Source organism: Acinetobacter sp. Ac_3412 (assembly GCF_013072675.1).
In the GTDB taxonomy this organism is placed as follows: Bacteria; Pseudomonadota; Gammaproteobacteria; order Pseudomonadales; family Moraxellaceae; genus Acinetobacter; species Acinetobacter higginsii.
In genome coordinates, this window is the sequence record NZ_LXUJ01000012.1 from 188,412 (window position 1) to 213,098 (window position 24,687).

Below are 24,687 nucleotides of genomic sequence, written 5' to 3' on the forward strand. Positions count from 1 at the left end.
TTAATCGCAGCCTGTTTTTGCATTGTTTATTACACAGGCGCAGTTATCCACATAATGTTGATAATTTAATATTTTTATCAAAAAAAGAAAGTTATTTCACACTTTAACAACACTTTTTATTTTAATAAAAATATGTGTTTAAGCATGTCCCTCCCCTTAGGTTTATGCAATAAAAAACCGCTAAATAAATTTAGCGGTTTTGTCATTTTTCAGTGAAGAAAAATTATTTATCGCGGTTACGCTTACGTTCGTTTTCAGTTAAGTAACGCTTACGAATACGAATCGATTTTGGAGTTACTTCAACTAATTCATCATCTTCAATGAATTCAAGCGCTTGTTCAAGCGTGTATTCCATTGCAGGTGTTAAAGTCAAAGCTTCATCAGTACCTGATGCACGAACGTTAGTTAACTGCTTCGCTTTAGTTGGGTTAACAACCATGTCATCAGAACGAGAGTTAATACCGATGATCATACCTTCATATACTTCTAACTGTGGTTTAGCGAACAGACGACCACGGTCTTGAAGTGTGAAGAGTGCATAGCCCAAGCAAGTCCCTTGAACCATAGAGATCAACACACCGTTTTGACGCTTCGCAACAGTACCTGCTTTTGCTGGACCGTAATGCGAGAAGCTTGATGTCATGATCCCTGTACCAGAAGTCATGGTTAAGAATTCTGAACGGAAACCAATCAAACCACGTGAAGGTACAGTTGCTTCAATACGGATACGGCCTTTACCGTCAACTTCCATATTGGTCATCTCACCTTTACGGAAGCCCATTTGTTCCATTACAGAACCTTGGTGTTGTTCTTCAACGTCAAAAGTTACGTTTTCGAATGGCTCTTGTTTTTCGCCATCGATTTCTTTCATGATTACTTGTGGACGTGATACGCCCATTTCGAAGCCTTCACGACGCATGTTTTCGATCAATACTGAAAGGTGAAGTTCACCACGACCAGAAACTTTGAAACGGTCTGGACTATCAGTATCTTCAACACGTAATGCTACGTTATGAATCAATTCGCGATCAAGACGTTCACGAATGTTACGTGAAGTTACAAACTTACCTTCTTTACCAGCAAATGGTGAGTTGTTTACTTGGAACGTCATCGAAACTGTTGGTTCATCTACAGACAATGGCGGTAAAGCTTCTACATTTTTCGGATCACAAATCGTGTCAGAAATGTTTAATGCATCAATACCTGTAATACAGATAATGTCACCAGCTGATGCAGATTCTACATCAACACGCTCTAAACCGTGGTAACCCATGATTTTTAAGATACGACCGTTACGAGTCTTACCTTCTTTATCAATTACAGTCACTTGAGTGTTTAATTTTACTGAACCGCGCTGGATACGACCAACACCGATTACACCTACGAAACTGTTATAGTCAAGTGATGAAATCTGCATTTGGAATGGACCATCAACATCAACTGCTGGTGGTTCAACGATATCTACAATTGTTTGGAACAACGGTGTCATGTCTTCCGCTAATTCTTCTGGTGAAGGACCAGCAACACCACGTAAGCCTGAAGCATAAACGATTGGGAAGTCTAACTGTTCGTCTGTACCACCAAGGTTATCAAACAAATCAAATACTTGATCGATTACCCAATCTGGACGCGCGCTTGGCTTGTCAACTTTGTTGATAATCACGATTGGCTTCAAACCACGCGCGAACGCTTTTTGCGTTACGAAACGAGTTTGTGGCATTGGACCTTCTTGTGAATCTACAAGAAGCAATACACAGTCAACCATCGACATTACACGTTCCACTTCACCACCAAAGTCGGCGTGTCCTGGGGTGTCCACAATGTTAATGCGGTATTCGGTGTTTGTACGTGCGTCTAACCATTTGATTGCAGTGTTTTTTGCAAGAATGGTAATACCACGTTCAGACTCAAGCGCGTTAGAATCCATAACACGTTCAATCTCGCCTGCGCGATCACCAAGAGCACCTGATTGTTGTAAAAGTTTGTCGACTAGAGTCGTCTTACCATGATCGACGTGCGCAATAATGGCAATGTTACGGAGAGTTTTAATATCTGACATGTAAAATTCGATACGCTTTAAATTTGAGGGCAAATTATACAGAAAAATACTAAACTTTAGTAGTGACAGTTTATTGACAGTGCACTTTTTTTCTGACGAAGTGTCATAGAATCGTTGGTAAAGCGAACTAACTCTATTAGAATATTCCACTAATGCCTCTCGCTTTTTATACTCCCATGTCGAATTCACAACCTCAGCAGCAGCTTGATCTGGTCTACGGACTCAATGATCGACCGAAACCTTTTGTTGCATTTTTAGCCGCTCTACAGCATCTTTTGGCGATTTTAGTCCCGATTGTCACCCCTGGATTACTGATTTGTTTAGCACTTGGCGTCTCTCGCGAAGACACCAACATGATCCTTTCGATGTCTTTAATCATTTCAGGAATTGCAACCTTTTTACAGTGTAAAAAGGTTGGTCCATTTGGTGCTGGACTCCTCATTGTCCAAGGTACAAGTTTTAACTTTATCGGCCCAATTATTGGTATTGGGAGTGCAATGGTTGCTGCGGGTACACCTGTTGAGCAAGTCATGGCAGCCATTTTTGGTGTTGTGATTGCGGGTTCATTTATTGAAATGGGCGTTTCTCGAATTTTGCCATGGGTAAAAAAGCTGATTACGCCGTTAGTCACTGGTATTGTGGTGCTGTTGATTGGTCTTACTTTGATTAAAGAAGGCTTGATTAGCATGGGCGGTGGTTATACCGCAATGCAGGACAACACCTTTGCCAATGCAGATAACCTAATTATGTCATGCACCGTGCTTGGCATTATTATTCTATTAAATCGTATCAAAATTATTTGGGTAAAAAGTTCAGCAATTTTAATCGCACTGGTGATTGGCTATATTCTTGCTGGATTCATGGGCCATTTAAACTTTTCAGTACTCAATGATGCACCTTTAATTCAAATTCCAACACCGATGCATTTTGGACTCAGCTTCTCATGGAGTTTGTTCATTCCAATGGCATTCATCTATTTAGTTACTTCTCTCGAAGCGATTGGTGATGTTACTGCGACCAGTAAAATATCTAATCAGCCTGTGGATGGCCCAATCTGGATGCAACGGATTAAAGGTGGCGTACTGGTCAACGGTGCCAACTCTTTCCTAGCTGGTATCTTCAATACCTTCCCAAGTTCTGTATTTGCCCAAAACAATGGCGTGATTCAATTGACTGGTGTGGCAAGTCGTTATGTCGGGATTTGGATTGCCGTACTCTTGGTGATTTTAGGCTTATTCCCTGCTGTTGCTGCCGTGATTCAAGCCGTACCGCAAGCGGTGCTTGGTGGCGCTGTGATGGTGATGTTTGGGGCTGTTGCGGCTTCTGGTATCAATATTCTTTCCAGTATTCACCTCGACCGTCGCGCTTTGCTGATTATTGCAATTTCGCTCGCACTCGGACTCGGTGTTGCACAAGTACCCCAGATTCTTGAGCATCTACCTGAACTATTTAAAAATATTTTCAGTTCTGGTGTCGCAACAGGTGGTATCGCGGCCCTAATTTTAAATATTGTTTTACCTGAAACACATAAATAATCATCCAACCATGACAAGTGCCCAGTTTCACGACTGGGCTTTGTTTTTGATGAGAGATCAAAATGGATCCACGTAGTGAAGTTGTCATCAGACAGCAAGATTATTTAAGCGGGCAAGTTTTACTGATTAATGCCCCAAATGATCAACTCGCCAAAATTTTACCCAATAAAGTCCAAGCCTCAGTATGGACTTGGAATTATGCTGATCATCAAGGTTTTATCAGCTCTGGAATTCGCTCTCATTTTTCCGTGGAATTCCCACAAGCACAGTTTGATCAGGTTGTTATTTTCGTTCCAAAGTCGAAAGAACTCCTGAATTATATTCTGCACGTTGTGGTTAGCCATTTAAAACTTGATCACAATATTTTTCTGGTTGGTGAAAAAAAAGGGGGCGTTGAGCGGGCAGCAAAACAATTATTGCAATATGGCAAAACACTAAAACTTGACAGTGCACGTCACTGCCAACTTTGGCAAATGAAGATCGAAAGAACAGAGCAGTTAAAACCACTTGAACACTGGTTAAAAACTTATACAGTTCAAATAGATCAAGAACAGTTAAATATCTGTGCCTTGCCTGGTGTATTTAGTCAAGATCATTTAGATGTCGGAACAGCCGTATTAGTCCCTTACCTTAGTCAAGTAAAATCAGGTAAGATTGCCGACTTTGGTTGTGGCGCTGGAATTATTAGTGCCTATTTGGCCAAACTAGATTCGAATCGGCAAATTTTTGCACTTGATGTTGATGCATTTGCATTACGGTCTACTGAACTGACCTTTCAACGAAATGGTCTCAATTTAACTCAGTTAAATCTGCAAGCTGTCACCGGTTTTGTAGATGCACCGAATGATTTAGATGCGATCGTCAGCAATCCGCCTTTTCATCAGGGAATTCATACCAATTACGATGCGAGTGAGGAACTTTGCCAACGTGCGAAAAGACATCTGAAAAATTCAGGTGAATTATGGATCGTAGCAAATCGTTTTCTAAACTACCCTCCTCTGATTGAACAAAGTTTTGGTGAATGTCTGGTGAAAGCCGATCAACAAGGATTCAAGGTGTTATATGCCTGTGCAAAATAAACATTTTAAGGAATTTTTATGAGCGATACATCTGCTCCTCAACACCTTCAGCGGAAGCTCGGGGCTCGCCACCTGAACATGATTGCCATTGGTGGATCGATCGGCACAGGCTTATTCCTTGCTTCAGGTTCAACCATTGCCACTGCGGGTCCAGGTGGTGCGTTATTGGCCTATGCCCTCATCGGTATCATGATTTATTTCTTGATGACCAGCTTAGGTGAGTTAGCCACGCACAATCCAACGTCTGGTGCATTCTTTACCTATGGTAGCCGCTATGTCGAAGATGGCTTTGGTTTCGCCTTAGGTTGGAACTATTGGTATAACTGGGCGATTACGGTTGCCTTTGAACTGGTTGCAGTTCAGTTCATCATGAAGTTTTGGTTCCCTGATATTCCAGGTTTCTACTGGAGTGCCATTTTCCTTGCCATCATTTTTGGAATTAACGCTTTAACAGTCAAAGGGTTTGGTGAAAGTGAATTTTTATTCTCTTTGATCAAAGTGATCGCGATTATCGTGTTTATCATCATTGGGATCTGGATGATTTTTAAAATCATGATGACACCCAATGTATCGGTATTTCAGCACTGGACTTATAAAGAAGCGCCTTTTGTTGGTGGTTTGCAAGCCTTAATCGGTGTGGCCATGATTGCTGGATTCTCCTTTCAGGGAACTGAAATGGTTGGGGTTGCGGCAGGTGAATCGAAAGATCCTAAAAAGACCATTCCATTGGCGATCAAACAAATCTTCTGGCGTATTTTACTGTTCTATATCCTTTGTATTTTCATCATCGGTACATTGGTCAGCTATGATGATCCACTACTATTAAAAGCAGCGCAAAGTGAAGATATTGCCCTCTCACCATTCACCTTATTGTATGAAAAAGCAGGCTTTGCCTTTGCAGCAAGTTTGATGAATGCGGTTATTCTGAGTGCGATCTTATCTGCTGGTAACTCGGGCATGTATTCTTCTACCCGTATGTTATTTGATATGGCAAAACAAGGTCGTGCACCTAAGTGGTTCTCAAGACTAGATGGCCGTGGCGTACCAATGAATGCACTCTATGCGACCACTGCGGTTGCTGCACTGTGCTTCCTGACCACCTTTATTGGCGAGAAACAGGTTTTTAACTGGTTACTCAACATGTCAGGGATGTGTGGTTTCATTGTCTGGCTAGGTATTGCGATTTCACACTACCGTTTCCGTAAAGGTTATATTGCTCAGGGTTATAAAGTTGAAGATCTGGCTTACCGTGCCAAATTCTTCCCATTTGCGCCTTGGTTTGCATTTATTCTTTGTTCAATCATCATCTTAGGTCAAAACTACCAAGCTTTACTTGGCGGAAAAATCGACTGGTTAGGTTTAATTTCAACCTATATTAGTATTCCATTATTCTTGGCGATTTGGCTGGGTTATAAGTGGAAACACAAGACCAAACTGATTGCATATAAAGATATGAATGTGAAAGAAGGCGAATAAAAAAACCGCTTTTTTACTTGACCCAATTGAAAATATGAGTAAAATCTCGCTCATATTTTCAACGGCACCATATGATAGGAGGACGACAATATGCCATTACCACAAGGAACCACACAATAAGGTTTGGCACTGTCGACTCACGGACAAGTGTACAAATCAATTGATCACTTGTCCGAATGCTCTATTCAACCTAGCATTCGCTAGGTTTTTTTATGCCTATTCGGACGAAAAATTAAAATATCCCGAGACAAGAAAATGGGCATACAAAAAATACTCAATGCAGATGCTGAATATGGCGTTCCGGTGAAAATCTTCACCAACGATATTGATAGCGAAAGTATTGAACAACTGAAAAAAATGGCACAACTGCAATTTGTTTATTCACATATTGCCGTGATGCCTGATGTACATGTGGGTAAAGGTGCCACCGTAGGCAGCGTCATTCCAACCAAACACGCAATCATTCCTGCCGCTGTAGGTGTTGATATTGGTTGTGGAATGAACGCAATAAGGCTCAATCTAAAAGCTTCACAGCTTCCAGACAACCTTGCACCGCTACGTCATGCAATCGAACGCAAAGTCCCTGTAGGCTTTGAACTACATAAACAAGTGAAAGCAAAAGCTTCAAGTATCATCCCACTTGAAAAGCGCTTACAACCGATCATTAAAAAACATCCCGGCTTAGTTCGAATGTTAAGAAAGTTTGATGCCACTTGGCAGAAACAACTGGGAACTTTAGGTGGTGGTAATCACTTTATCGAACTCTGCCTTGATGAAAATCAGGATGTCTGGGTGATGCTACATTCAGGCAGCCGTGGCTTAGGCAATGTCATTGGAACCTACTTCATCGAACTGGCAAAGAAAGAAGCTCAGCATCGATTTGGACATGTACCAGATAAAGATTTGAGCTATTTTGCGGAAGGTTCAAATAGCTTTAATGATTATGTGGAAGCCGTTGAGTGGGCACAAGAATATGCGTTTGAAAATCGACGTGAAATGATGCGTCTGATTTTAGAGGCAATTCGACCATTACTCCCCCCTTTTCAAATGACCAAAGAAGCGATTAATTGCCACCATAATTACGTCAGTCAAGAAACTCATTTTGGTGAGGATCTCTTAATCACACGTAAGGGGGCAATTCGAGCGGGCCAAGATGAATTAGGCATCATTCCAGGTTCAATGGGAGCTCGTTCTTATATCGTTAAAGGTAAAGCGAATCCTGAGTCCTTCTGTTCATGTTCACATGGTGCAGGACGAAAAATGAGCCGCAGCAAGGCAAAACTGCTGTTTAGCCAAGATGACTTGATTCAGCAGACCCAAGGCATCGAATGCCGAAAGGACAGTGCAGTGATTGATGAAATTCCAGCTGCTTATAAAGATATTGATCAAGTCATGGCCAACCAATCTGACTTGATTGAAATTGTGCATACCCTTAAACAAATTTTATGTATCAAAGGATAATCAAATGAAACTCAAAGAAATGCCAAAAATTAAGGTCCGTAATCCTGTAGCGCTTTCACCTTTATTACACAAAGGTGGAGTTCATGAAACCGAGAAGCCTCGAGCACAACATCGTCGTGAAAGACAAAATACTAAGCAGCAGTTAAAAAAAGAGATATGGTAAATAATTGATAGTAATTGAAATACCTTAAACCCATTAAACAAAAAGGAGAATCCCAATGTTTTATTACTTAAATCCCTCATATAAAAAAAGCGACTCTGACGAGTCGCTTTTTTTCAGTTCATAAACTCAAATTACTGAGCTTGTTGACCTGGTTGTACTAAAACAGTACGGCTACCAGAAATCGCAGCGAATACGCGACGGTTCATAGCACGACCTTCTTTAGTTTTGTTGTCAGCAATCGGTTGATCCCAAGCGAAACCTTGAGTTGTCAAACGAGTTGCATTCACGTTGTATTCATTTACAAGTGCAGACTTAACAGAGTTAGCACGCGCTAAAGATAAACGTTCGTTCAACTTACGTGGACCAGTGTTATCTGTGTGACCTTCAATACGAGCAGTCGCATTCGGGAACTCAGCTAACTTCTCAGCAACTTTAGCGATTTCAGTTTTGTATTGTGGTTTGATAACAGATTTGTTCGTATCAAAGAAGACGCGAAGTTCCATGTTAAGATCTTCAGTTAACTCTTGTGGTTGCGGAGCAACTGGAGTTGGTTCAACTGGAGCAACTTCTACTACTGGAGCAGCAGCAGGTTTCAAGTGACCACCAACAACAACTTGAAGTGCTGCCAAGGCTTGACCTTCCCACCACTTATTGTCGTAGTTATAAACTGCACGACCTTCTGTACGAAGTGTTAAAGCATCGTTTACTTGCCATAATACACCACCACCTAAGTTGCTGATTGTGTCATATGAACGACGATCCCAACCTGGGTTATCTACTGTAATTTTAGAATGACCAACACCTAATAAAGCATACGGCTTGATTTTACTGTCATAATTACCAGTAAACACATCAGCAGTAGCAATTGCATTCAAACTTAAAGTTTGTTGCTTAGCATCCCACGGCTGACCATTAAAGTTAGTTTTCTCATTACGAGCTGCGTCAGCTTTCGTTTGTTGATATTCAATCTCTGCTTGTAACCAAGGAGTTAACTCAACACCAATTGCAGCACCAACAAGTAAATCACTTTGTAACGCAACGCCATTTTTTAAGCTTCCAGCATCACCACGACCCTGAGGATCACGATCTTGCAAAGTATCACGCATCTTGTCCTGAGCATTCTCAGGGTACCAGTGATAACCAAGCATTAATGGAGTGACTGTTACACCCGCATTCGCAGCAGCTAAAGGAGCAGCAACAAGCATAGCAAGTGCAATACGACTCATTTTCATGGAATATCCTCCAAAAAACAAAAAATTGTTTGTTCTCTAAACTCTAATAGTTTTTGAATACTGAGAAATAATCTTATTGTATCTTTTTCAGTCATTCACTTTATGTTGAATCATACAAATACCTGATCAATTTTCCAAGTATTTGACAACATTTAGTTAGCAGCCACTGAAAAAACCACTTATTTCTCTCCCAAAAATCTAGAAAATTCTATTTTAACAACATCTAATAAAGCTGTGAGAGCTTATCACTTTTTAATCAAAATTTTAACAAGGTATCAAAATCTTTTCAATAAAACTAAATAATTCCCACAATGTATCCAAAGTTAAGGCAAGATTATTCTAGTTTTGAATCCTTATGCTTTTGTTTTACATCAATGCTACAAAAACCTATATATCTATAAAAAAAAAAGCGACTCTAACGAGTCGCTTTTTTAGTTCATAAACTCAAATTATTGAGCTTATTGACCAGGTTGTACAAGAACAGTACGGCTACCAGTGATCGCAGCGAATACGCGACGGTTCATAGCACGACCTTCTTTAGTTTTGTTGTCAGCAATCGGTTGATCCCAAGCGAAACCTTGAGTTGTCAAACGAGTTGCATTCACGTTGTATTCATTTACAAGTGCAGACTTAACAGAGTTAGCACGCGCTAAAGATAAACGTTCGTTCAACTTACGTGGACCAGTGTTATCTGTGTGACCTTCAATACGAGCAGTCGCATTCGGGTATTCAGCTAACTTCTCTGCAACTTTAGCAATTTCAGACTTGTATTGCGGCTTGATGTCAGACTTGTTCGTATCGAAGAATACGCGAAGTTCCATGTTAAGATCTTCAGTCAACTCTTGTGGTTGTGGAGCAACTGGAGTTGGAGCAACTGGAGTAACTTCTACTACTGCAGCTGCAGGTTTCAAGTGACCACCAAGAACTACGTTTAAGCCAGCAAGTGCTGTATATCTCCAATACTTCTCATCAAAGTCGTAAGTACCACGAGCTTCTGTACGAAGTGATAAAGCATCGTTTAAACGCCAGAAAGCACCTAAACCAGCATTACCAATAGTATCTTTCTTAACTGCATAGATACCATCAAAATCAGTTTTAGTTTGACCAGCACCTAATAATACGTACGGCTTAATTTTGCTGTCATAGTTTTTAGTGATTAGGTCAGAAGTTGCATAGAAATTACCAGCAACTGTCTGTTGTTTATATTCAGCATTAGCTACGCCAGTACCGTCAAGATCACCTTTCACTTGGTTATATTCAACTTCAAAACCTAACCAAGGTGTTAATTCAACGCCTAATGCAGCACCAACAAATAAATCATCCTGCAACTCAGCATGAGTTGTTAGGTTGTCATTATTATGCTTACTGTCTTGCCAGCTATAACCAACCAATAATGGAGTTACAGTTATGCCCGCATTCGCAGCAGCTAAAGGAGCAGCAACAAGCATAGCAAGTGCAATACGACTCAATTTCATGGATATCCTCCAGAGATAACAATTGTTTTGTGTAAGCTCAGCCTATGATTTTTCGTCCTGAGAACACAGGTGTTCTACAGTATTATTTTTTCAGCTATTCACTTCACTTTGAATCATACAAACACTTGATGAATTTTCCAAGTGCTTGATAACTTTAACCTCATAAATTATTGACAAAATTTCTTACAATTTCCGTTGTAGTTCAGTAAATTTTCAATTCCCATCGGGTATCTGATTGAATTATTGTTCAGAAACTTGTGCTTTAGTATATCTTAATTTTTTTTTTAGAAATACTCACTAGCAAAATTAAGTTTTCATTTAACACACTGTTAATAAAAAAATTAATAAAAATAGATAGGTAGAATATGTTTAAACCATTTGGCTTTACTTTGATTGAATTAGTCATCACCCTTGGAATTCTGACAATTTTGATTACTGTTGCAATCCCCCATTTTCGTGAAATGATGATCTCTGCTGAAGTAAACTACCTTAAAAGAATCCTCACAATTCATATACAAAAAGCAAAAACGGATGCACAACTTCATCATAAAAATGTGATGCTGTGCCCAAGTTCAAATTTTGAGAACTGTGGCACAAATTGGAATAAAGGTTTTATCGGATTTATTGATATTAATCGAAACAACCAACGTGATCAGAATGAGACTCTCCTCTTTAGCGTCCCTTTGAACCATAAATATGGTTACCTCTACTTTAGGTCTTTTGGACGAAGCCCCAACGCTCTTGTTTTTCAAGCTGAGAACGGCCTTCCCTTTGCCTCCAATGGCAGCTTTGTCTACTGCTCTGAATCCCCTCAGCACCATACGAAGATTGTTTTAAGTCGGATGGGCAATATTCGCTTTGAAAAGTTATCAAGTTGCTAAAAACTCTTCAGTCTAGCCTAAAATGGGTAAAACACTTTATTCCGATCCTTTTTTTACTATACTGCTTAAGTTTGGAACATTTTTATAAATTATAAGTGTGGAGACACATCATGACTGATATCGTAATCGTTAATGGCGCTCGTACAGCAATGGGCGGCTTCCAAGGTGCATTATCTGGTGTTACAGCGCCAGAATTAGGTGCTGTTACCATTAAAGAAGCAATTGCCCGTTCTGGCCTGCAACCAACTGATGTAGAAGAAGTAATCATGGGTTGTGTTTTACCTGCAGGCTTAAAACAAGGCCCTGCGCGCCAAGCAATGCGTAAAGCGGGCTTACCAGACTCTACCGGTGCAGTGACCATTAACAAACTGTGTGGTTCTGGCATGAAAGCAGTGATGCAAGCAGCAGATATGATTAAAGCCGGGAGTGCCGAGATCGTGGTTGCAGGTGGTATGGAATCAATGACCAATGCACCATATGTATTACCGAAAGCACGCGCTGGCTACCGTATGGGTCATGGTGAAATTAAGGATCATATGTTCCTTGATGGCTTGGAAGATGCTGAAACTGGTCGTTTAATGGGTTCATTTGCCCAAGATATGGCAAATAAACGTAGCTATACCCGTGAACAGATGGATGACTTTGCCATCCGTTCATTGCAGCGTGCACAAAAGGCGATTACTGAAGGTTACTTCAAAGATGAAATCGTTCCGGTAACAGTTTCTACCCGTAAAGGTGATGTGGTTGTTGATCAAGACGAACAACCATTAAGTGCAAAAATCGATAAAATCCCATCATTAAAACCAGCATTTGCAAAAGATGGTACGATTACTGCTGCGAACGCAAGTTCAATTTCTGATGGTGCATCAGCATTGGTATTAACCTCAAGTGAAGTTGCGGCACAACGTGGTTTACAACCTTTGGCAAAAATTCTGGCAACTGCTTCTAACTCTCAACATCCTTCTGAATTTACCATTGCCCCTGTTGGTGCAATCGAAAAAGTATTGAAAAAGGCAGGCTGGGATGCGCAAGACGTAGATCTATGGGAAATCAATGAAGCATTTGCCATGGTAACCATGTGCCCAATCGATGATTTCAAATTAGATGCTGAAAAAGTCAATATTAATGGTGGTGCTTGTGCTCTAGGTCACCCTGTTGGTTCTACTGGTTCTCGTATCATCCTGACATTGATTCACGCGCTTAAACGCACTGGTGGTAAGAAAGGTGTTGCAGCCTTGTGTATCGGTGGTGGTGAAGCGACAGCTGTTGCGATTGAATTGATCTAAATATTTTTCAATCTGTTCAAAAGAATCCTGCTTGATGCAGGATTTTTTATTTTTAGGATTACAAAAAATAATGCACCTATAGTCAAAATATCGATAAGTTATGCTGTGTATAAAAAAACAACAAGGAGTCCCATATGCAACTCAATCATTATCTAAATTTTAAAGGACAAACAGAACAAGCATTCAATTTTTATAAATCTGTGTTTGGTGGCGAATTTACCATGCTCAGCCGTTATGGCGATATGCCACCTACTGAAGGCGTCAGCCTTTCAGAAGCCGATAAAAACTTGGTTTTACATGTATCCCTACCCATCAATGAATTTACCGTATTGATGGCTTCAGATGTTAATGATCAATTCTGCGCTCAAAATAGCGTATTTACCCAAGGTAACAACCACTATATTTCAATTAATCTTGATCCAGATGAACAAGACGAAGCACAACGATTATTCAATGCCTTGTCTGCAAATGGCCAAATTGAAATGCCCTTAGAAAAAACCTTCTGGGGTGCACTCTATGGCGCATTCACCGATCAGTTTGGAATCAAATGGATGATCAATTGTCAGTTAGATGAATAATCATTGTGAACTTAGCAATTAAAACAAAAAAAAGCTGAACCTTAGTTCAGCTTTTTTCTTTCAATCGGCTTATGCGCCAGTTTGATAGCTTGCTTGTGGTACAGCAGTCGATGCTTGATAAGGATTGGTAAAATCTTGAAGCCCAGCAGCAGCTTCATGAATATCTTTCCCTTCTTTGACGACAAAAGTATCAAAGCCAGAACGTTTTAAATAGTTTAAAACATCCTTAAAGATATCACCAACTGCACGTAATTCACCTTGATACCCTTTGCGACGCAATAAGGCAGCGAATGAATAACCACGGCCATCATTAAAACCAGCAAATTCAATAAAAATGGCATCTAGCTCATTCAATGGAAATTGATGGGTTTCAGGTGAATCATTCACCGTAATGTAAAGCGCCTTTTTGCCTTGCACCTTTGCCAATTGATCCAACTGTTCAGCTGTTACAACCACATCACCTTGTGGAATCGCTCCATCTTCAGCAATGACTTGATAAGTATTGTCTGCAATTGTGCCATCTTTAGAGAGCACTTGTAGCGTTGTATTAAGCATAAGCACGCTCCTTAAATGGTTGAATCCCAACACGGCGATAAGTATCGATAAAACGCTCACCTTCTGTACGTAAGTCAAGGTAAGTATTTAAAATTTCATCAATCACATCTGGCACAACTTCGGCTGCAAATGAAGGTCCTAAAATATCACCCAAAGATGCATCATGATCGGCATGACCACCTAAGGTAATTTGATAGAACTCAGCACCTTTCTTATCTACACCCAGAATACCGATGTTACCAACATGGTGGTGACCACAGGCATTCATACAACCCGAAATGTTTAGATCAAGTTCACCCAGATTATAAATAGTGTCAAGGTCATCAAAACGACGACTGATCGCTTCTGAAATTGGAATCGATTTCGCATTTGCCAATGAACAGAAATCACCACCCGGGCAGCAGATAATATCGGTAATAAAGCCAATATGCGCACGTGCCATGTCGCTGTGTTCAAGCGTTTGCCACAATTCAAATAGATCTTTCTGCGGCACATCGACCAATGAAATGTTCTGTTCGTGCGTGGTACGGAACTCACCGAAAGTATATTTATCGGCCAAATCGGCAATTAAGTTCATTTCTTCGCTGGTGACATCACCCGGTGCAATACCCGCACGCTTCAAAGAAATCGTAACGATACGATAACCTTTCACTTTATGTGCATTGGTATTGACGTTAAACCACTGTTTGAATTTCGGATGTGCAGCGAATAAGTCTGTAAAGTCTTGATCTTCTAAATCTTGATAATCAAATGGTGTAAATTCTTCATCCAATTTTTTCAAGATTTCAGGTTGGATTTTCAATGCTTCACGTGTGTGCTCAAATTCAGCTTCCACTTTTTGTGCAAACACTTCTGGTGTTAAAGCTTTTACTAAAATCTTGATACGTGCCTTATATTTGTTATCACGACGGCCATGTAAGTTATAAACACGTAAGGTCGCTTCTAAATAAGCAATCAGGTCTTCACGTGGTAAGAACTCACGGATTACGCTACCAATAATCGGGGTACGGCCTAGACCACCACCGACCATGATTTTATAGCCCATTTCGCCTACATCATTACGTACCAGATAAACACCGATATCGTGGAATGCAGTTGCAGCACGGTCTTTCTCTTCTAAAGCAGATACTGCAATTTTGAACTTACGGGGTAAGAAAGCAAATTCAGGGTGAAACGTACTCCACTGACGAATCAATTCACAGGTCGGACGTGGGTCAGCAATCTCACCGGCAACTACACCAGCAAACTGGTCAGTGGTAGTATTACGGATACAGTTTCCTGAAGTTTGTACAGCATGCATTTGTACCGTTGCAAGCTCTGCTAAAATGTCAGGTACATTTTCCAATGCAGGCCAGTTCAACTGAATATTTTGACGGGTTGAAACGTGGGCATAACCGCGATCGTACTCTGTCGCAATTTCAGCAATTTTTCTGAGTTGTTTAGTATTCATCAAGCCATACGGCACAGCGATACGGAGCATAGGTGCATAACGTTGCACGTACAGACCATTTTGCAAACGTAATGGACGATATTCGTCTTCTGTTAATTTTCCAGCTAAATAGCGTTCTGTTTGATCGCGAAACTGAGCAACACGTTGGTTAATCAGTTGTTGATCGAAATCCGTATATAAATACATGGCGTATGGCTAGTCATTCATTATAAAGGCGACTAGCATAGCGAGCTTTTATTCATCAACAAAATGCTTTTTTTGCATATTTAATAACGGTTTTATTGATAAGCCTATCTAATTGCCACAAAAAGAAAAAGCCCAGATAAATCTGGACTTTTAATCTCCCCTCACCCTGAGCCACGATTATAATGGCGCAAGGATTAAATTAGAGAACTCCTCCCTTTCATAAAGGGAGGTTGGGAGGGATTTAAGGTAAAGCATACGCAACGAGATAATCACCCATTTTGGTACCGAATGAACCATGTCCACCGGCCATAATCACCACATATTGTTTGCCATTGGCTTCATAAGTCATTGGGGTTGCTTGCCCACCTGCAGGTAAACGTGCTTCCCATAACTTATCGCCATTTGAAACATTGAATGCACGAATGTAGTTATCTTGGGTTGCACCGACAAACATCACATTACCCGCAGTCGAAATCGAGCCGCCTAAACCAGGTACACCAATTTTCACTGGTGGTAACTGGAATAAGGTTGGCAAGCTGTCACGAATGGTACCAATACGTTTTTTCCATACCACTTCATGAGTTTTCAAGTCCACACCTGCAACAAAGCCCCAACCTGGTTGTTTACATGGTAAACCCAATGGAGATAGGAACGGGCTGATATCAACACCATATGGCGTACCATACATTGGTTGCATACCCTGTTCAGTACCAGCACCACGTGCCACAGGTTGACGGTTTGGATCTGCTGGAATTAAACGACTTACGAATGGCAAGCCAATCGGGTTCATGACTGCAACCTGACGATCAGCATTCACTGACATACCGCCCCATTCAAACACACCTAAGTTTCCAGGGAATACCAAGGTTCCATTTTCAGAAGGTGGCGTATAGATACCATCGTAATTCAGACGTTTAAATTTCACACGACACATCAACTGATCAAACATAGTGGCACCCCACATGTCTTTATCCGTCAATTTATCTTTCGGCGCTAAATCAAAGTCAGAGAATGGTTGAGTTTTTGAGTAGAACTCACCTTTGGTTTGTGGGCCCCATTTCACAGTTTGCGGAACAGGTTTCTCGGTAATTGGTACAATTGGCTGGCCATTACGACGGTCTAAAACAAAGGCATTGCCTGTTTTAGTCAATACATAAATCGCAGGAACCGTTTGACCTGATTTATCTTGAATATCAGCCAATGACGGTTGTGATGGTACATCCATATCCCACAAATCGTGATGTGTGGTTTGGAAGTGCCATACCAGTTTACCTGTCGTTGCATTGATCGCTAGCATTGAATTCGCATAACGCTCTTTCAACTCAGTACGGTCTCCACCCCAGATATCTGGTGTACCCACACCTGTTGGGACATAGACGATATCTAGTTTTGAGTCATAGGCAAGTGGCGCCCATGCATTTGGTGAATTATGAACAAACTGAGTGTCTTGACCTGGCATTGCATTTGGATCAGCTGCGCCTGTATCAAACACCCATAATAATTTACCTGTGTTCACGTCATAACCACGAATCACACCTGATGGCTCTTTATTCGAATGGTTATCGGTCACTGAACCTGCAATCACCACAGTAGTACCAGACACCACACCCGGAGATGTTGGGTTGTAACCACCTGGATAAGCATATGGCATGAATTCTTGTAAATTCACTTCGCCATTTTGACCAAAGTCAGAACATGCTTTACCAGTATCTGCATTAACTGCCACTAAACGACCATCATTTACAGGAACAAAGACTTTACGTGGACACTCGGTTGAGGTCGACTTTTTCGCCTGTAAGCTGGTTGCAAATTCAGTGGTATTGGCAGCATCGTAGTACATCACACCACGACAGGTTAAATGCTGGAAGGTTTTATCGGTTTTGAGTTTTGGATCAAAACGCCATTTTTCTTTACCCGTTGCAGGGTCAATCGAAATTAAATGTTGATGTGGTGTACACATAAACATGTTATTGCCGATCTTGATTGGCGTTACTTGGTTGGTGGTTTCACCCGAATCATTTTCAGTTCGGAAATCACCGGTACGTAATGTCCAAGCGACTTTAAGATCTTTGACGTTTTTATCATTGATCTGTGTCAATGGAGAATAACGTTCACCACCCTGACTACGACCATAAGCAGGCCAATCTTCAGGTACAATGCCTTCAACCGCTTTCGCTTGTGCAGGTTGTGGCGTCTGAATCACACCATTGATTTCTTGTGGATCATTAAAGATCGAGTACACCATCACCACGATAGCAATCGCTAAAGTTGAAGATAAGGCCACTTTACTTGATGCTAGATTATCAATACCGCGTGTTACTGCAGGAACAAGTAACCAAAGACCCAAGATACCCAGAATATCTAGACGTGGTGCCAGTGCCCAGAAGTCGGTCCCAACTTCCCATACACCCCAAACCACACTACCTAACATCAATGCCGTATAAACCCATAATGGACCTGAGGCACGTTTATAGAGTTGTACTGCTACAATCAGCAACAGCACGCCTGCAATTACATAATAAAAAGACCCGCCAATTGCTGCGAGCCAGATACCGCCAACGAGCAAGAACAATGCAATGAGGGCGATAATCACCACCGTCAAGGTTCTAAGCCCAGATTTTGAAGCAGATTGATTCATAAGATCACCTTGCATCTTTTATATTTTAGATCCATAAAAAGCAAATAAAGTCTCTTTTTATGGTCGAGTTCAAATCACAACAAGAACTTTGCAGATATCGCCCATCGTATGAACTGCATCTGCAAAATTGCTCGAGTATCAAAATTAGAAAATGGTTTGGAGCTTAATACCGCCAACCCAAGTCTTATCTCCGTCCTTCAATGCACCAACATGGTGGACATATTGAATATTTGGACGGATGGTGAGCCAGTTGGTGGCATGAATGCCGTAATACAGCTCAGTGTTATATTCTTCATCCAATAGACTATTGTTTTTGTCATTGGCGTGAATGCGGGCAACACCTAAGGCAATCTCATCTTGAGGACGTTGATCCAACAAACCTTTATAGACCAATCCAACATTTTGCATGTCTTTAATGGCATTGGTTTTAGAATCATGCACTGTGACATTGACAAAACCAGTCAAACCGCGATCTGACTGACCATCATGACGAGTTAACTGTTGTTTCGCAGTAAACCAGCCGCCTTGTTTATGTCCAGTCTTGGCAGGATTCTCGATTTCTGCAGCATCCGCGGTACTGTAGTAATAACCAAAACGATATTCACCTGGCAGAGCAAGTGCACCCAGTTTAGGATTCCATACCACTTCTGCTGGAATAATCGCACCACGAGAGCCATCGGTACTTAGGTTAAAGCCTTTGCCACGCTGTAAATTCTCAGGGTTGTATTCATATGCCCCGATTTGTGCATAAAGATCTGGCTGTAAGTTATATTTGACACGCAATGCCCATTGGCTCACAGGCCAGTTGTACCATTGGTCACCAACCCAGTTACCCACCTGAGAACCACATAGTGATAAGTTCTGGAAATCACAGTTAAAGCTGTTGAAATCTTCGCCTTCACCAAAACGACCCACTTTAATATCTAAAGCTTGATCTAAAAATTTCTTTTTGATCCAGAGATCGGTTAAGCGCCACGTTTGACCACGTCCCCAAACTTCTTGTACAGAACTTTGGTGACCTTGTAAGCCATCTGCAGTTTGTGACAAAGACTGACCATCACGGTATGTCACCGTGATCTGCGCCTCAGTATCTTGCCAACCTAAAATTTTATTTAGGTCGAAGTTTGTGCCCAACGCCAATTGTCCAGTGAATTCACTGCCATGGCTTGAGTATTGTTTAGAATCTAAAACCCCTGCAAATTCACCTGTGTAATCAGCAGAAAATTTGTAACCCTGTTCTTGCAACGCAGTGCGTTGACCGTTCCAATCACCAAACAGCCATTGACCATTTGGGTCAAATGCGGAAGATGCTGCTTGAGTATGTTGTGTGAAAAGACTCAATGATAGAACGGATAAACAAGAAACAATCAAAGATTTAGAGATTGTCATGTTTACGTAACCTTTTATGTTATTGTGTATAAAAGGTTACTCTCATTTTTAAATTACAACTTATTCAAAATGTTAACAATCTGTACAATATTTTAACAATCAGTGATAAGTCGCACATATTTTCTACCATTTACCCTCACCTAAACCCTGACCAATAAAGGCATACTTCATTTGCGAACGGGAAAACTTGATCGGACAGGCCAACTGTGGCTCAGTTTGTGATGCATTTTCAGATACTGGCACATCAACCACCCACCCTCTTTGTTGAGCCATTGGCGAGACCAAGGCTTCATCCAGACTGAGAACTGGTTCTACACAAATATCCAAGCTTTGGAACAGCTGTTGCCATTCAGCAAAGTTTTGTGTTTTAAACTTTTCCTGCAAAGCTTGCTTTACCGCTTGACGATCTTCAGGGTCAAACGATGTTCCTTTTGCAAGCAGTACAGGTAATTCTAGTGCTGTAGCCAAGCCTGTCATAAATTGTGGCTCTAAACTTCCTACTGAAAAATAGCGACCATCTTTGGTTTGATAATAATCATAGAAGCTTGCACCATTCAGCATTCCCACCTCTGGTGCTTGTGGCGTTTGCCCTGCTAGACTTGCAGAAGCGGCCATACTATTCAGACTCGCCACACAATCAGTCATCGAAATATCAAGATATTGACCTAGACCACTGCGTTGACGCTCGACCACAGCAGCAAGAATACCAATCACTGCATGCAAAGAACCACCTGCCACATCTGCAATTTGGATTCCTAAGGGTGGCGGTCCACCATCTTGACGACCACTATGCCCAGACACTCCTGCCAACGCTAAATAGTTAATGTCGTGTCCTGCCCGATCTTTATAAGCCCCTGTTTGACCATAACCAGTAATCGAACAATAGATAAGTCGTGGATTAATCTCCGCTAAAGTCTCATAGTCCAAGCCCAAACGGCGCATCACATCTGGACGGAACTGTTCTAGCACGATATCGAACTCAGAGATTTTATTTTTGATCAGTTCAATATTGGCTGCATCTTTGAGGTCAAGGGCAATCGACTGTTTATTCCGATTCAGATAACTGTGCGCAGTGGCCTGACCATTGGCATAGGGTGGCATAATCCGTACAAGGTCTGGACGAGTCGGTGATTCCACATGGATAACTTCTGCACCCATGTCGGCAAGGTACATACTGGCAAATGGCCCTGGTAATAAAGTCGAAAAATCGAGGACTTTCAATCCCTTTAGTGCAGATGGCATAATAATTTTTACTCAATTTGTTCAAATTTTCTTTTATACTAGGTGTGGATAAACACAAAAACAATGTCATGTTCAGCCATTTACCTTGATAGTTTCGGCAATTTAACATGTATACAAGGCGCAATTATTTTTCTTGTCAATTGCCCAATTTGATATTTTAGACGGTTATTTAGGTCAATTATCGTGAATAGTAAAGAAACTGAAGGATTCAATATGAGCCGTGATACGATCAGCATCCACTTCGTGAATGCGGCTTTAACAGGTGTTAAACGCCTAGGCATGGACGTTGAAACGTTACTTTCACATGTCGGCATAGAGGCTGAACTGCTTCGCCAACCAAAGGCTCGAATCTCTCCTGAGCAGTACACCCGTTTTGTAAAAATGTTATGGATGGTTACCCAAGACGAACACGTTGGCTTCGATGTACAGCCACGTCGCTTGGGTACATTCGCAATCATGTGTCAATTAATCATCCACTCCAAGACTCTTGGACAAGCACTTGAACTTTCCTCTCAATTCTACAAACTGTTTGGAGATGAGTGGTCGGTAAGCTTGGAACGTGACAAACATGAAGCACGCTTAGTGCCACATATTCCGAAAGCTTTAGACCCTGACCATTTCATTACTGAAAGCATGCTGATGATTTGGCATGGTCTAGCATCATGGTTAATTGAGCGTCGCCTACCTTTAGAGCGTGTGCATTTTGGTTATGAACGTCCTAATCATGCTGATGAATACGATGCATTGTTCTTTGCACCTGTGATGCAATTCGATGCGCCACGTACAGAGATTACCTTTGCTGCAGATTATTTGGATCTCCCAATCCGTCAAGATGAAAAGACTTTAGAAGAATTCTTGAAAGCAGCACCTGCCCAGTTGTTAGTGAAATTCAAAAATACCAACTCGTTGACTTCGCGTATTCGTGATGTATTGAAGAGTCAGATTGGTGAAGAAATGCCAACGCTCAACGATGTCGCAGCAATGTTATATTTATCACCACAAACCTTACGTCGTCGTTTGGCTGCGGAAGGCAAAAGCTATCAAGGGGTTAAAGATGCCTTGCGTCGTGATGCTGCAATTCATTTATTGTTGACGCCTAATCTCACCCTTGAAGATGTAGCGCAACAAGTCGGCTTTAGTGAAACCAGTACTTTCCACCGTGCCTTTAAGAAATGGACAGGTGTGACTCCTGGTTTATATCGTCAGTTGCATGGTCATCACAACTAATAACGACAATGCAGTGTTCAACTTTATATAGTTGAACACTGCATTTTAAATATGCTAATAATCAAGCAGCCCCCTACGATTTGCTTGAATAATAATGACCATTAAAAAAGCTGACTTTTCTCACCCACAAGTACAAAATTTGATTTATATCCACTTGCATGGCCTGCATCAAAATACCCCACTTGAACATAGTTTTGCATTAGACCTCAGCAGTCTGCAAAAAGATTCTATTAGCGTCTATACCCTGTGGAACGATGATGAGTTACTGGGCTGTGGCGCAATCCAAGAACTGACACCCGACCATGCAGAAATCAAATCTATGCGGACTCATCCTGCCCATTTGCGTCAAGGGGTCGCAGCACAGCTACTGGAATACTTACTAGAACTTGCCCAGCAACGTCACTATCAAAAAGTCAGTTTAGAAACAGGAAAAGACGTTCATTTTGATGCAGCAATCAAACTTTATAAAAAATTTGGTTTTGTTGAAGGTGCAGCTTTCGCAGAATATACCGAATCACCCTATAACCAATTCTTTCATTTAGATTTATCGAATGAGTCCATAAACTCAACTTGAGATGATCTCGCATTGAATAGCCATTGCTCAATGCCTTTTGGATAAACAGGATATTGAGTCAGTGCGATTTGTTCTCGACTTAGCCATTGTGCGATATAGCTATGTCCATTGGTTTCGCAACCCTGTATGTGGTGTTGCTTATAGATATGTAGGTCTATAAATTCGGCATCATATACAAACACAATTTCATGGCCTTGCTGCCCATCAAAGCTAAATAGATTTTCCATGACGCAGATAAGTTTTGGCTGTGTCAGCTGCTGCTGAATTTCTTCCAAGACCTCTCTTTCAATTGCCTGAATAGATGTTTCCCCAAACTCGATACCACCACCGATGGGTCTGAAAAAATATTCATCCTTGTTGGGATCATACGCTTTTGCAAGTAACACCTTATCATTATGACGAAATAGGCATAACGCTTTTGCTCGAATAGACGTCATTGCATGGCCTTAATCTGTTCTAAAAATTTTTCTGCTTGTTGTGGAGAGGTTAAACGAATAAACCGAATATGCTGATAGTCAGGATTCTGCATCAAAGCTAAGTATTTTTTTCGGTTTTTCGGATAGGATTTAATTAACCAGATAAAAATAGATTCTTTGGACAGCATCAATTTTAAACTTTCCCGATTATTTGAATCTTCCCATAACTTTTTCCGACTGATCACACGCCCGAATGTACGTTTGGTCAAACGATATAAATTGATGTGAAAGGCATAATCTAACCAGATGACGGTATCTGCTTTCTCCATCACCATTGGAGTAGTACGGGTATAAAGGCCATCCAAAACCCACCCTGTCGCAGCATTTTTCATAGCGATTTTTAGCTTCAAAAACAAGGCTTCATTGGCCGATTCTTGCCAATCATCCAGCCAAAGTAAATTATCCAGTTCGATATATTGTAATTGTTGTTTTTGCGCCAACTGTCGGGCTAGTGTCGATTTACCCGAACCTGTGGTACCAATAATATTAATGAATTTCATTTGTTATTAGCACAATAAAAAGGCAGGTGAGTTTAAACAACTTGCATCGGCTTGTGAACCAGCCGATGCAAGTTATAAATCAATTACTTATCTCGAGCAGCTTGAATAAGTTTTGCAGCATTGTTCCCTGTCACCTGCCAAGTGAGGCAACGCACGCTGCCGCCCATTGGACAAACATTTTCAGCATTTACAGGAATAACTTTCTTACTGGTGTTCTGCTTGATAATCGTGAGTGCTTTTTGATCATGCGGCATATTAAAGGTTGGCACATAAATATTGTGATGTGTGACCGTGGCATTTAAATTCACACCACATGCTGACTCAAAACCTTCCCATTGCCCTTTGGGATTGGTCTTATATTCAACAGGCACTTCCACAATTTTTGCAGTTGGAAATGATGCTTTTAACTCCTTCATTACGGTTGTTCTAAATGATGGTGTTTTTGAATAGTCATTCACAAGCAAAGTATTTTTATCCACCCAACTGACCATGCCATCTGAATGTGCCAGCACTTCTTCATCTGGTTCTAAGATGGCAACTTCGGTTGCACCCAACGTAGCCTTTAACTCTTGTTTGGCCTCGTTATAGCTAAGCTCATTATCTTCCATAAAACGTGTAGTGGTAATGACACGACCCGCATAATCATCAACAAGGTTCCCGCCATCAATCATCAAATCAGTTTTGGCTCTTTGAATTTGATAACGGTCGGCAAACTGGCTAAAACTTTTTTGCACATCTTTACTTTGTTTCTTGGTCATCGAGGCCCAAGTATAGGTAAATTGCACAGGCTGCATTGGATTAACCGTGGTGAAGTCGCGCATCCAGATATCACGGACATCATCTACCAATAAAATATCTTCAGGCACTTTGCCCGTGAAATAAGGCTTAGTATCCTCATCCACCAAAATCACGACATTGTCATTACCCAAAATTGATTTTGCATAATCAATCTGAAAATCTACAATTCGTTGAAAAGCAGATTTGTAATACGGATCATGTACAGAAGGTGCAGACAACACCAATAGCATTTTGTCATCAGCAGCTTGATTTGAATAGGTTTGGCTCACCTTGTTTTTATCCTCGATTGTTTTGTTATTTTCAATATTCCGTCCAGATGAATCACATCCAAAAAGTGACAAGATCAATGCCATGGCAGCATAGTGACGCTTTAGTTTTATCATGTGCTTTCGCCCATCGTTTCTATCAATCATTTCCAAATGCTAGT

Annotated in this window: 21 protein-coding genes; 10 read left to right on the forward strand and 11 right to left on the reverse strand. The window is 41.0% G+C overall.

All coding sequences use genetic code 11. From position 1 onward, the window contains the following. Positions 1–223: 223 nt before the first annotated feature. Complete coding sequence (gene typA, locus A7P54_RS16200) at positions 224–2,059, reverse strand: translational GTPase TypA (protein WP_017402215.1); 1,836 nt, start codon at positions 2,057–2,059, stop codon at positions 224–226. Positions 2,060–2,235: 176 nt separating this feature from the next. On the opposite strand from typA, the gene A7P54_RS16205 reads away from it, so the two are divergent. The 5 genes from A7P54_RS16205 (at position 2,236) to A7P54_RS16225 (ending at position 7,773) form a co-directional block, all read left to right on the forward strand. Further along, positions 2,236–3,594 (forward strand): nucleobase:cation symporter-2 family protein, encoded by a 1,359-nt coding sequence (locus A7P54_RS16205; protein ID WP_017402214.1) that lies wholly within the window; start codon positions 2,236–2,238, stop codon positions 3,592–3,594. A 62-nt stretch (positions 3,595–3,656) separates the two neighbouring features. Next, positions 3,657–4,673, forward strand: coding sequence for a class I SAM-dependent methyltransferase (locus tag A7P54_RS16210; RefSeq protein WP_171550175.1), 1,017 nt, complete (start codon positions 3,657–3,659; stop codon positions 4,671–4,673). Between the two features lie 18 nt (positions 4,674–4,691). Then, the gene (locus tag A7P54_RS16215) at positions 4,692–6,149 is read left to right on the forward strand and encodes an amino acid permease (protein ID WP_005206090.1); all 1,458 of its coding nucleotides are present in this window, start codon (positions 4,692–4,694) and stop codon (positions 6,147–6,149) included. Between the two features lie 255 nt (positions 6,150–6,404). Then, positions 6,405–7,610, forward strand: a complete 1,206-nt coding sequence (locus A7P54_RS16220) for an RtcB family protein (protein ID WP_171550176.1) — start codon at positions 6,405–6,407, stop codon at positions 7,608–7,610. A 4-nt stretch (positions 7,611–7,614) separates the two neighbouring features. Further along, complete coding sequence (locus A7P54_RS16225) at positions 7,615–7,773, forward strand: hypothetical protein (protein WP_005206101.1); 159 nt, start codon at positions 7,615–7,617, stop codon at positions 7,771–7,773. 131 nt (positions 7,774–7,904) lie between these two features. Here the strand turns inward: A7P54_RS16225 and omp38 (A7P54_RS16230) are convergent, their stop codons facing one another. Further along, on the reverse strand, positions 7,905–9,005 hold the full coding sequence (gene omp38, locus A7P54_RS16230; protein WP_171550177.1) for an outer membrane protein Omp38: 1,101 nt from the start codon (positions 9,003–9,005) through the stop codon (positions 7,905–7,907). A gap of 458 nt (positions 9,006–9,463) precedes the next feature. Beyond that, positions 9,464–10,480, reverse strand: a complete 1,017-nt coding sequence (gene omp38, locus A7P54_RS16235; protein WP_171550178.1) for an outer membrane protein Omp38 — start codon at positions 10,478–10,480, stop codon at positions 9,464–9,466. A gap of 365 nt (positions 10,481–10,845) precedes the next feature. Here omp38 (A7P54_RS16235) and A7P54_RS16240 point away from each other — a divergent pair, with 365 nt between their 5' ends. The 3 genes from A7P54_RS16240 (at position 10,846) to A7P54_RS16250 (ending at position 13,225) form a co-directional block, all read left to right on the forward strand. Further along, positions 10,846–11,361 (forward strand): GspH/FimT family pseudopilin, encoded by a 516-nt coding sequence (locus A7P54_RS16240; protein ID WP_171550179.1) that lies wholly within the window; start codon positions 10,846–10,848, stop codon positions 11,359–11,361. A gap of 110 nt (positions 11,362–11,471) precedes the next feature. Then, on the forward strand, positions 11,472–12,647 hold the full coding sequence (locus tag A7P54_RS16245) for a thiolase family protein (RefSeq protein ID WP_004802873.1): 1,176 nt from the start codon (positions 11,472–11,474) through the stop codon (positions 12,645–12,647). Positions 12,648–12,781: 134 nt separating this feature from the next. Next, complete coding sequence (locus A7P54_RS16250) at positions 12,782–13,225, forward strand: VOC family protein (RefSeq protein ID WP_171550180.1); 444 nt, start codon at positions 12,782–12,784, stop codon at positions 13,223–13,225. Between the two features lie 69 nt (positions 13,226–13,294). Here A7P54_RS16250 and A7P54_RS16255 read toward each other — a convergent pair whose 3' ends face one another. The 5 genes from A7P54_RS16255 to A7P54_RS16275 form a co-directional block, all read right to left on the reverse strand. Beyond that, complete coding sequence (locus A7P54_RS16255) at positions 13,295–13,780, reverse strand: DUF934 domain-containing protein (protein ID WP_171550181.1); 486 nt, start codon at positions 13,778–13,780, stop codon at positions 13,295–13,297. Further along, the gene (locus tag A7P54_RS16260) at positions 13,773–15,416 is read right to left on the reverse strand and encodes a nitrite/sulfite reductase (RefSeq protein ID WP_171550182.1); all 1,644 of its coding nucleotides are present in this window, start codon (positions 15,414–15,416) and stop codon (positions 13,773–13,775) included. The genes A7P54_RS16255 and A7P54_RS16260 overlap by 8 nt, the downstream gene beginning before the upstream one ends. A gap of 241 nt (positions 15,417–15,657) precedes the next feature. Beyond that, positions 15,658–18,054, reverse strand: coding sequence for a glucose/quinate/shikimate family membrane-bound PQQ-dependent dehydrogenase (locus tag A7P54_RS16265; protein ID WP_171550183.1), 2,397 nt, complete (start codon positions 18,052–18,054; stop codon positions 15,658–15,660). Between the two features lie 144 nt (positions 18,055–18,198). Next, positions 18,199–19,422, reverse strand: coding sequence for a carbohydrate porin (locus A7P54_RS16270; RefSeq protein WP_171550301.1), 1,224 nt, complete (start codon positions 19,420–19,422; stop codon positions 18,199–18,201). A gap of 144 nt (positions 19,423–19,566) precedes the next feature. Further along, positions 19,567–20,685: a CaiB/BaiF CoA-transferase family protein gene (locus A7P54_RS16275; protein WP_216077145.1), complete on the reverse strand. Its 1,119-nt coding sequence runs from the start codon at positions 20,683–20,685 to the stop codon at positions 19,567–19,569. Positions 20,686–20,898: 213 nt separating this feature from the next. Here A7P54_RS16275 and A7P54_RS16280 point away from each other — a divergent pair, with 213 nt between their 5' ends. Together A7P54_RS16280 and A7P54_RS16285 are read left to right on the forward strand one after the other, a co-directional pair. Continuing rightward, the gene (locus A7P54_RS16280) at positions 20,899–21,912 is read left to right on the forward strand and encodes an AraC family transcriptional regulator (protein ID WP_004652394.1); all 1,014 of its coding nucleotides are present in this window, start codon (positions 20,899–20,901) and stop codon (positions 21,910–21,912) included. A 94-nt stretch (positions 21,913–22,006) separates the two neighbouring features. Beyond that, positions 22,007–22,486 (forward strand): GNAT family N-acetyltransferase, encoded by a 480-nt coding sequence (locus A7P54_RS16285; protein ID WP_171550184.1) that lies wholly within the window; start codon positions 22,007–22,009, stop codon positions 22,484–22,486. Here A7P54_RS16285 and A7P54_RS16290 read toward each other — a convergent pair. From A7P54_RS16290 to A7P54_RS16300, 3 genes are all read right to left on the reverse strand, one after another. Further along, the gene (locus A7P54_RS16290; RefSeq protein ID WP_171550185.1) at positions 22,447–22,923 is read right to left on the reverse strand and encodes an NUDIX domain-containing protein; all 477 of its coding nucleotides are present in this window, start codon (positions 22,921–22,923) and stop codon (positions 22,447–22,449) included. The genes A7P54_RS16285 and A7P54_RS16290 overlap by 40 nt on opposite strands. Beyond that, positions 22,920–23,462, reverse strand: coding sequence for an AAA family ATPase (locus A7P54_RS16295; RefSeq protein WP_171550186.1), 543 nt, complete (start codon positions 23,460–23,462; stop codon positions 22,920–22,922). The genes A7P54_RS16290 and A7P54_RS16295 overlap by 4 nt, the downstream gene beginning before the upstream one ends. Before the next feature lie 83 nt (positions 23,463–23,545). Beyond that, a complete protein-coding gene (locus A7P54_RS16300; protein WP_171550187.1) occupies positions 23,546–24,643 on the reverse strand; it encodes an agmatine deiminase family protein in 1,098 nt (365 codons plus the stop codon). Positions 24,644–24,687 lie beyond the last annotated feature (44 nt).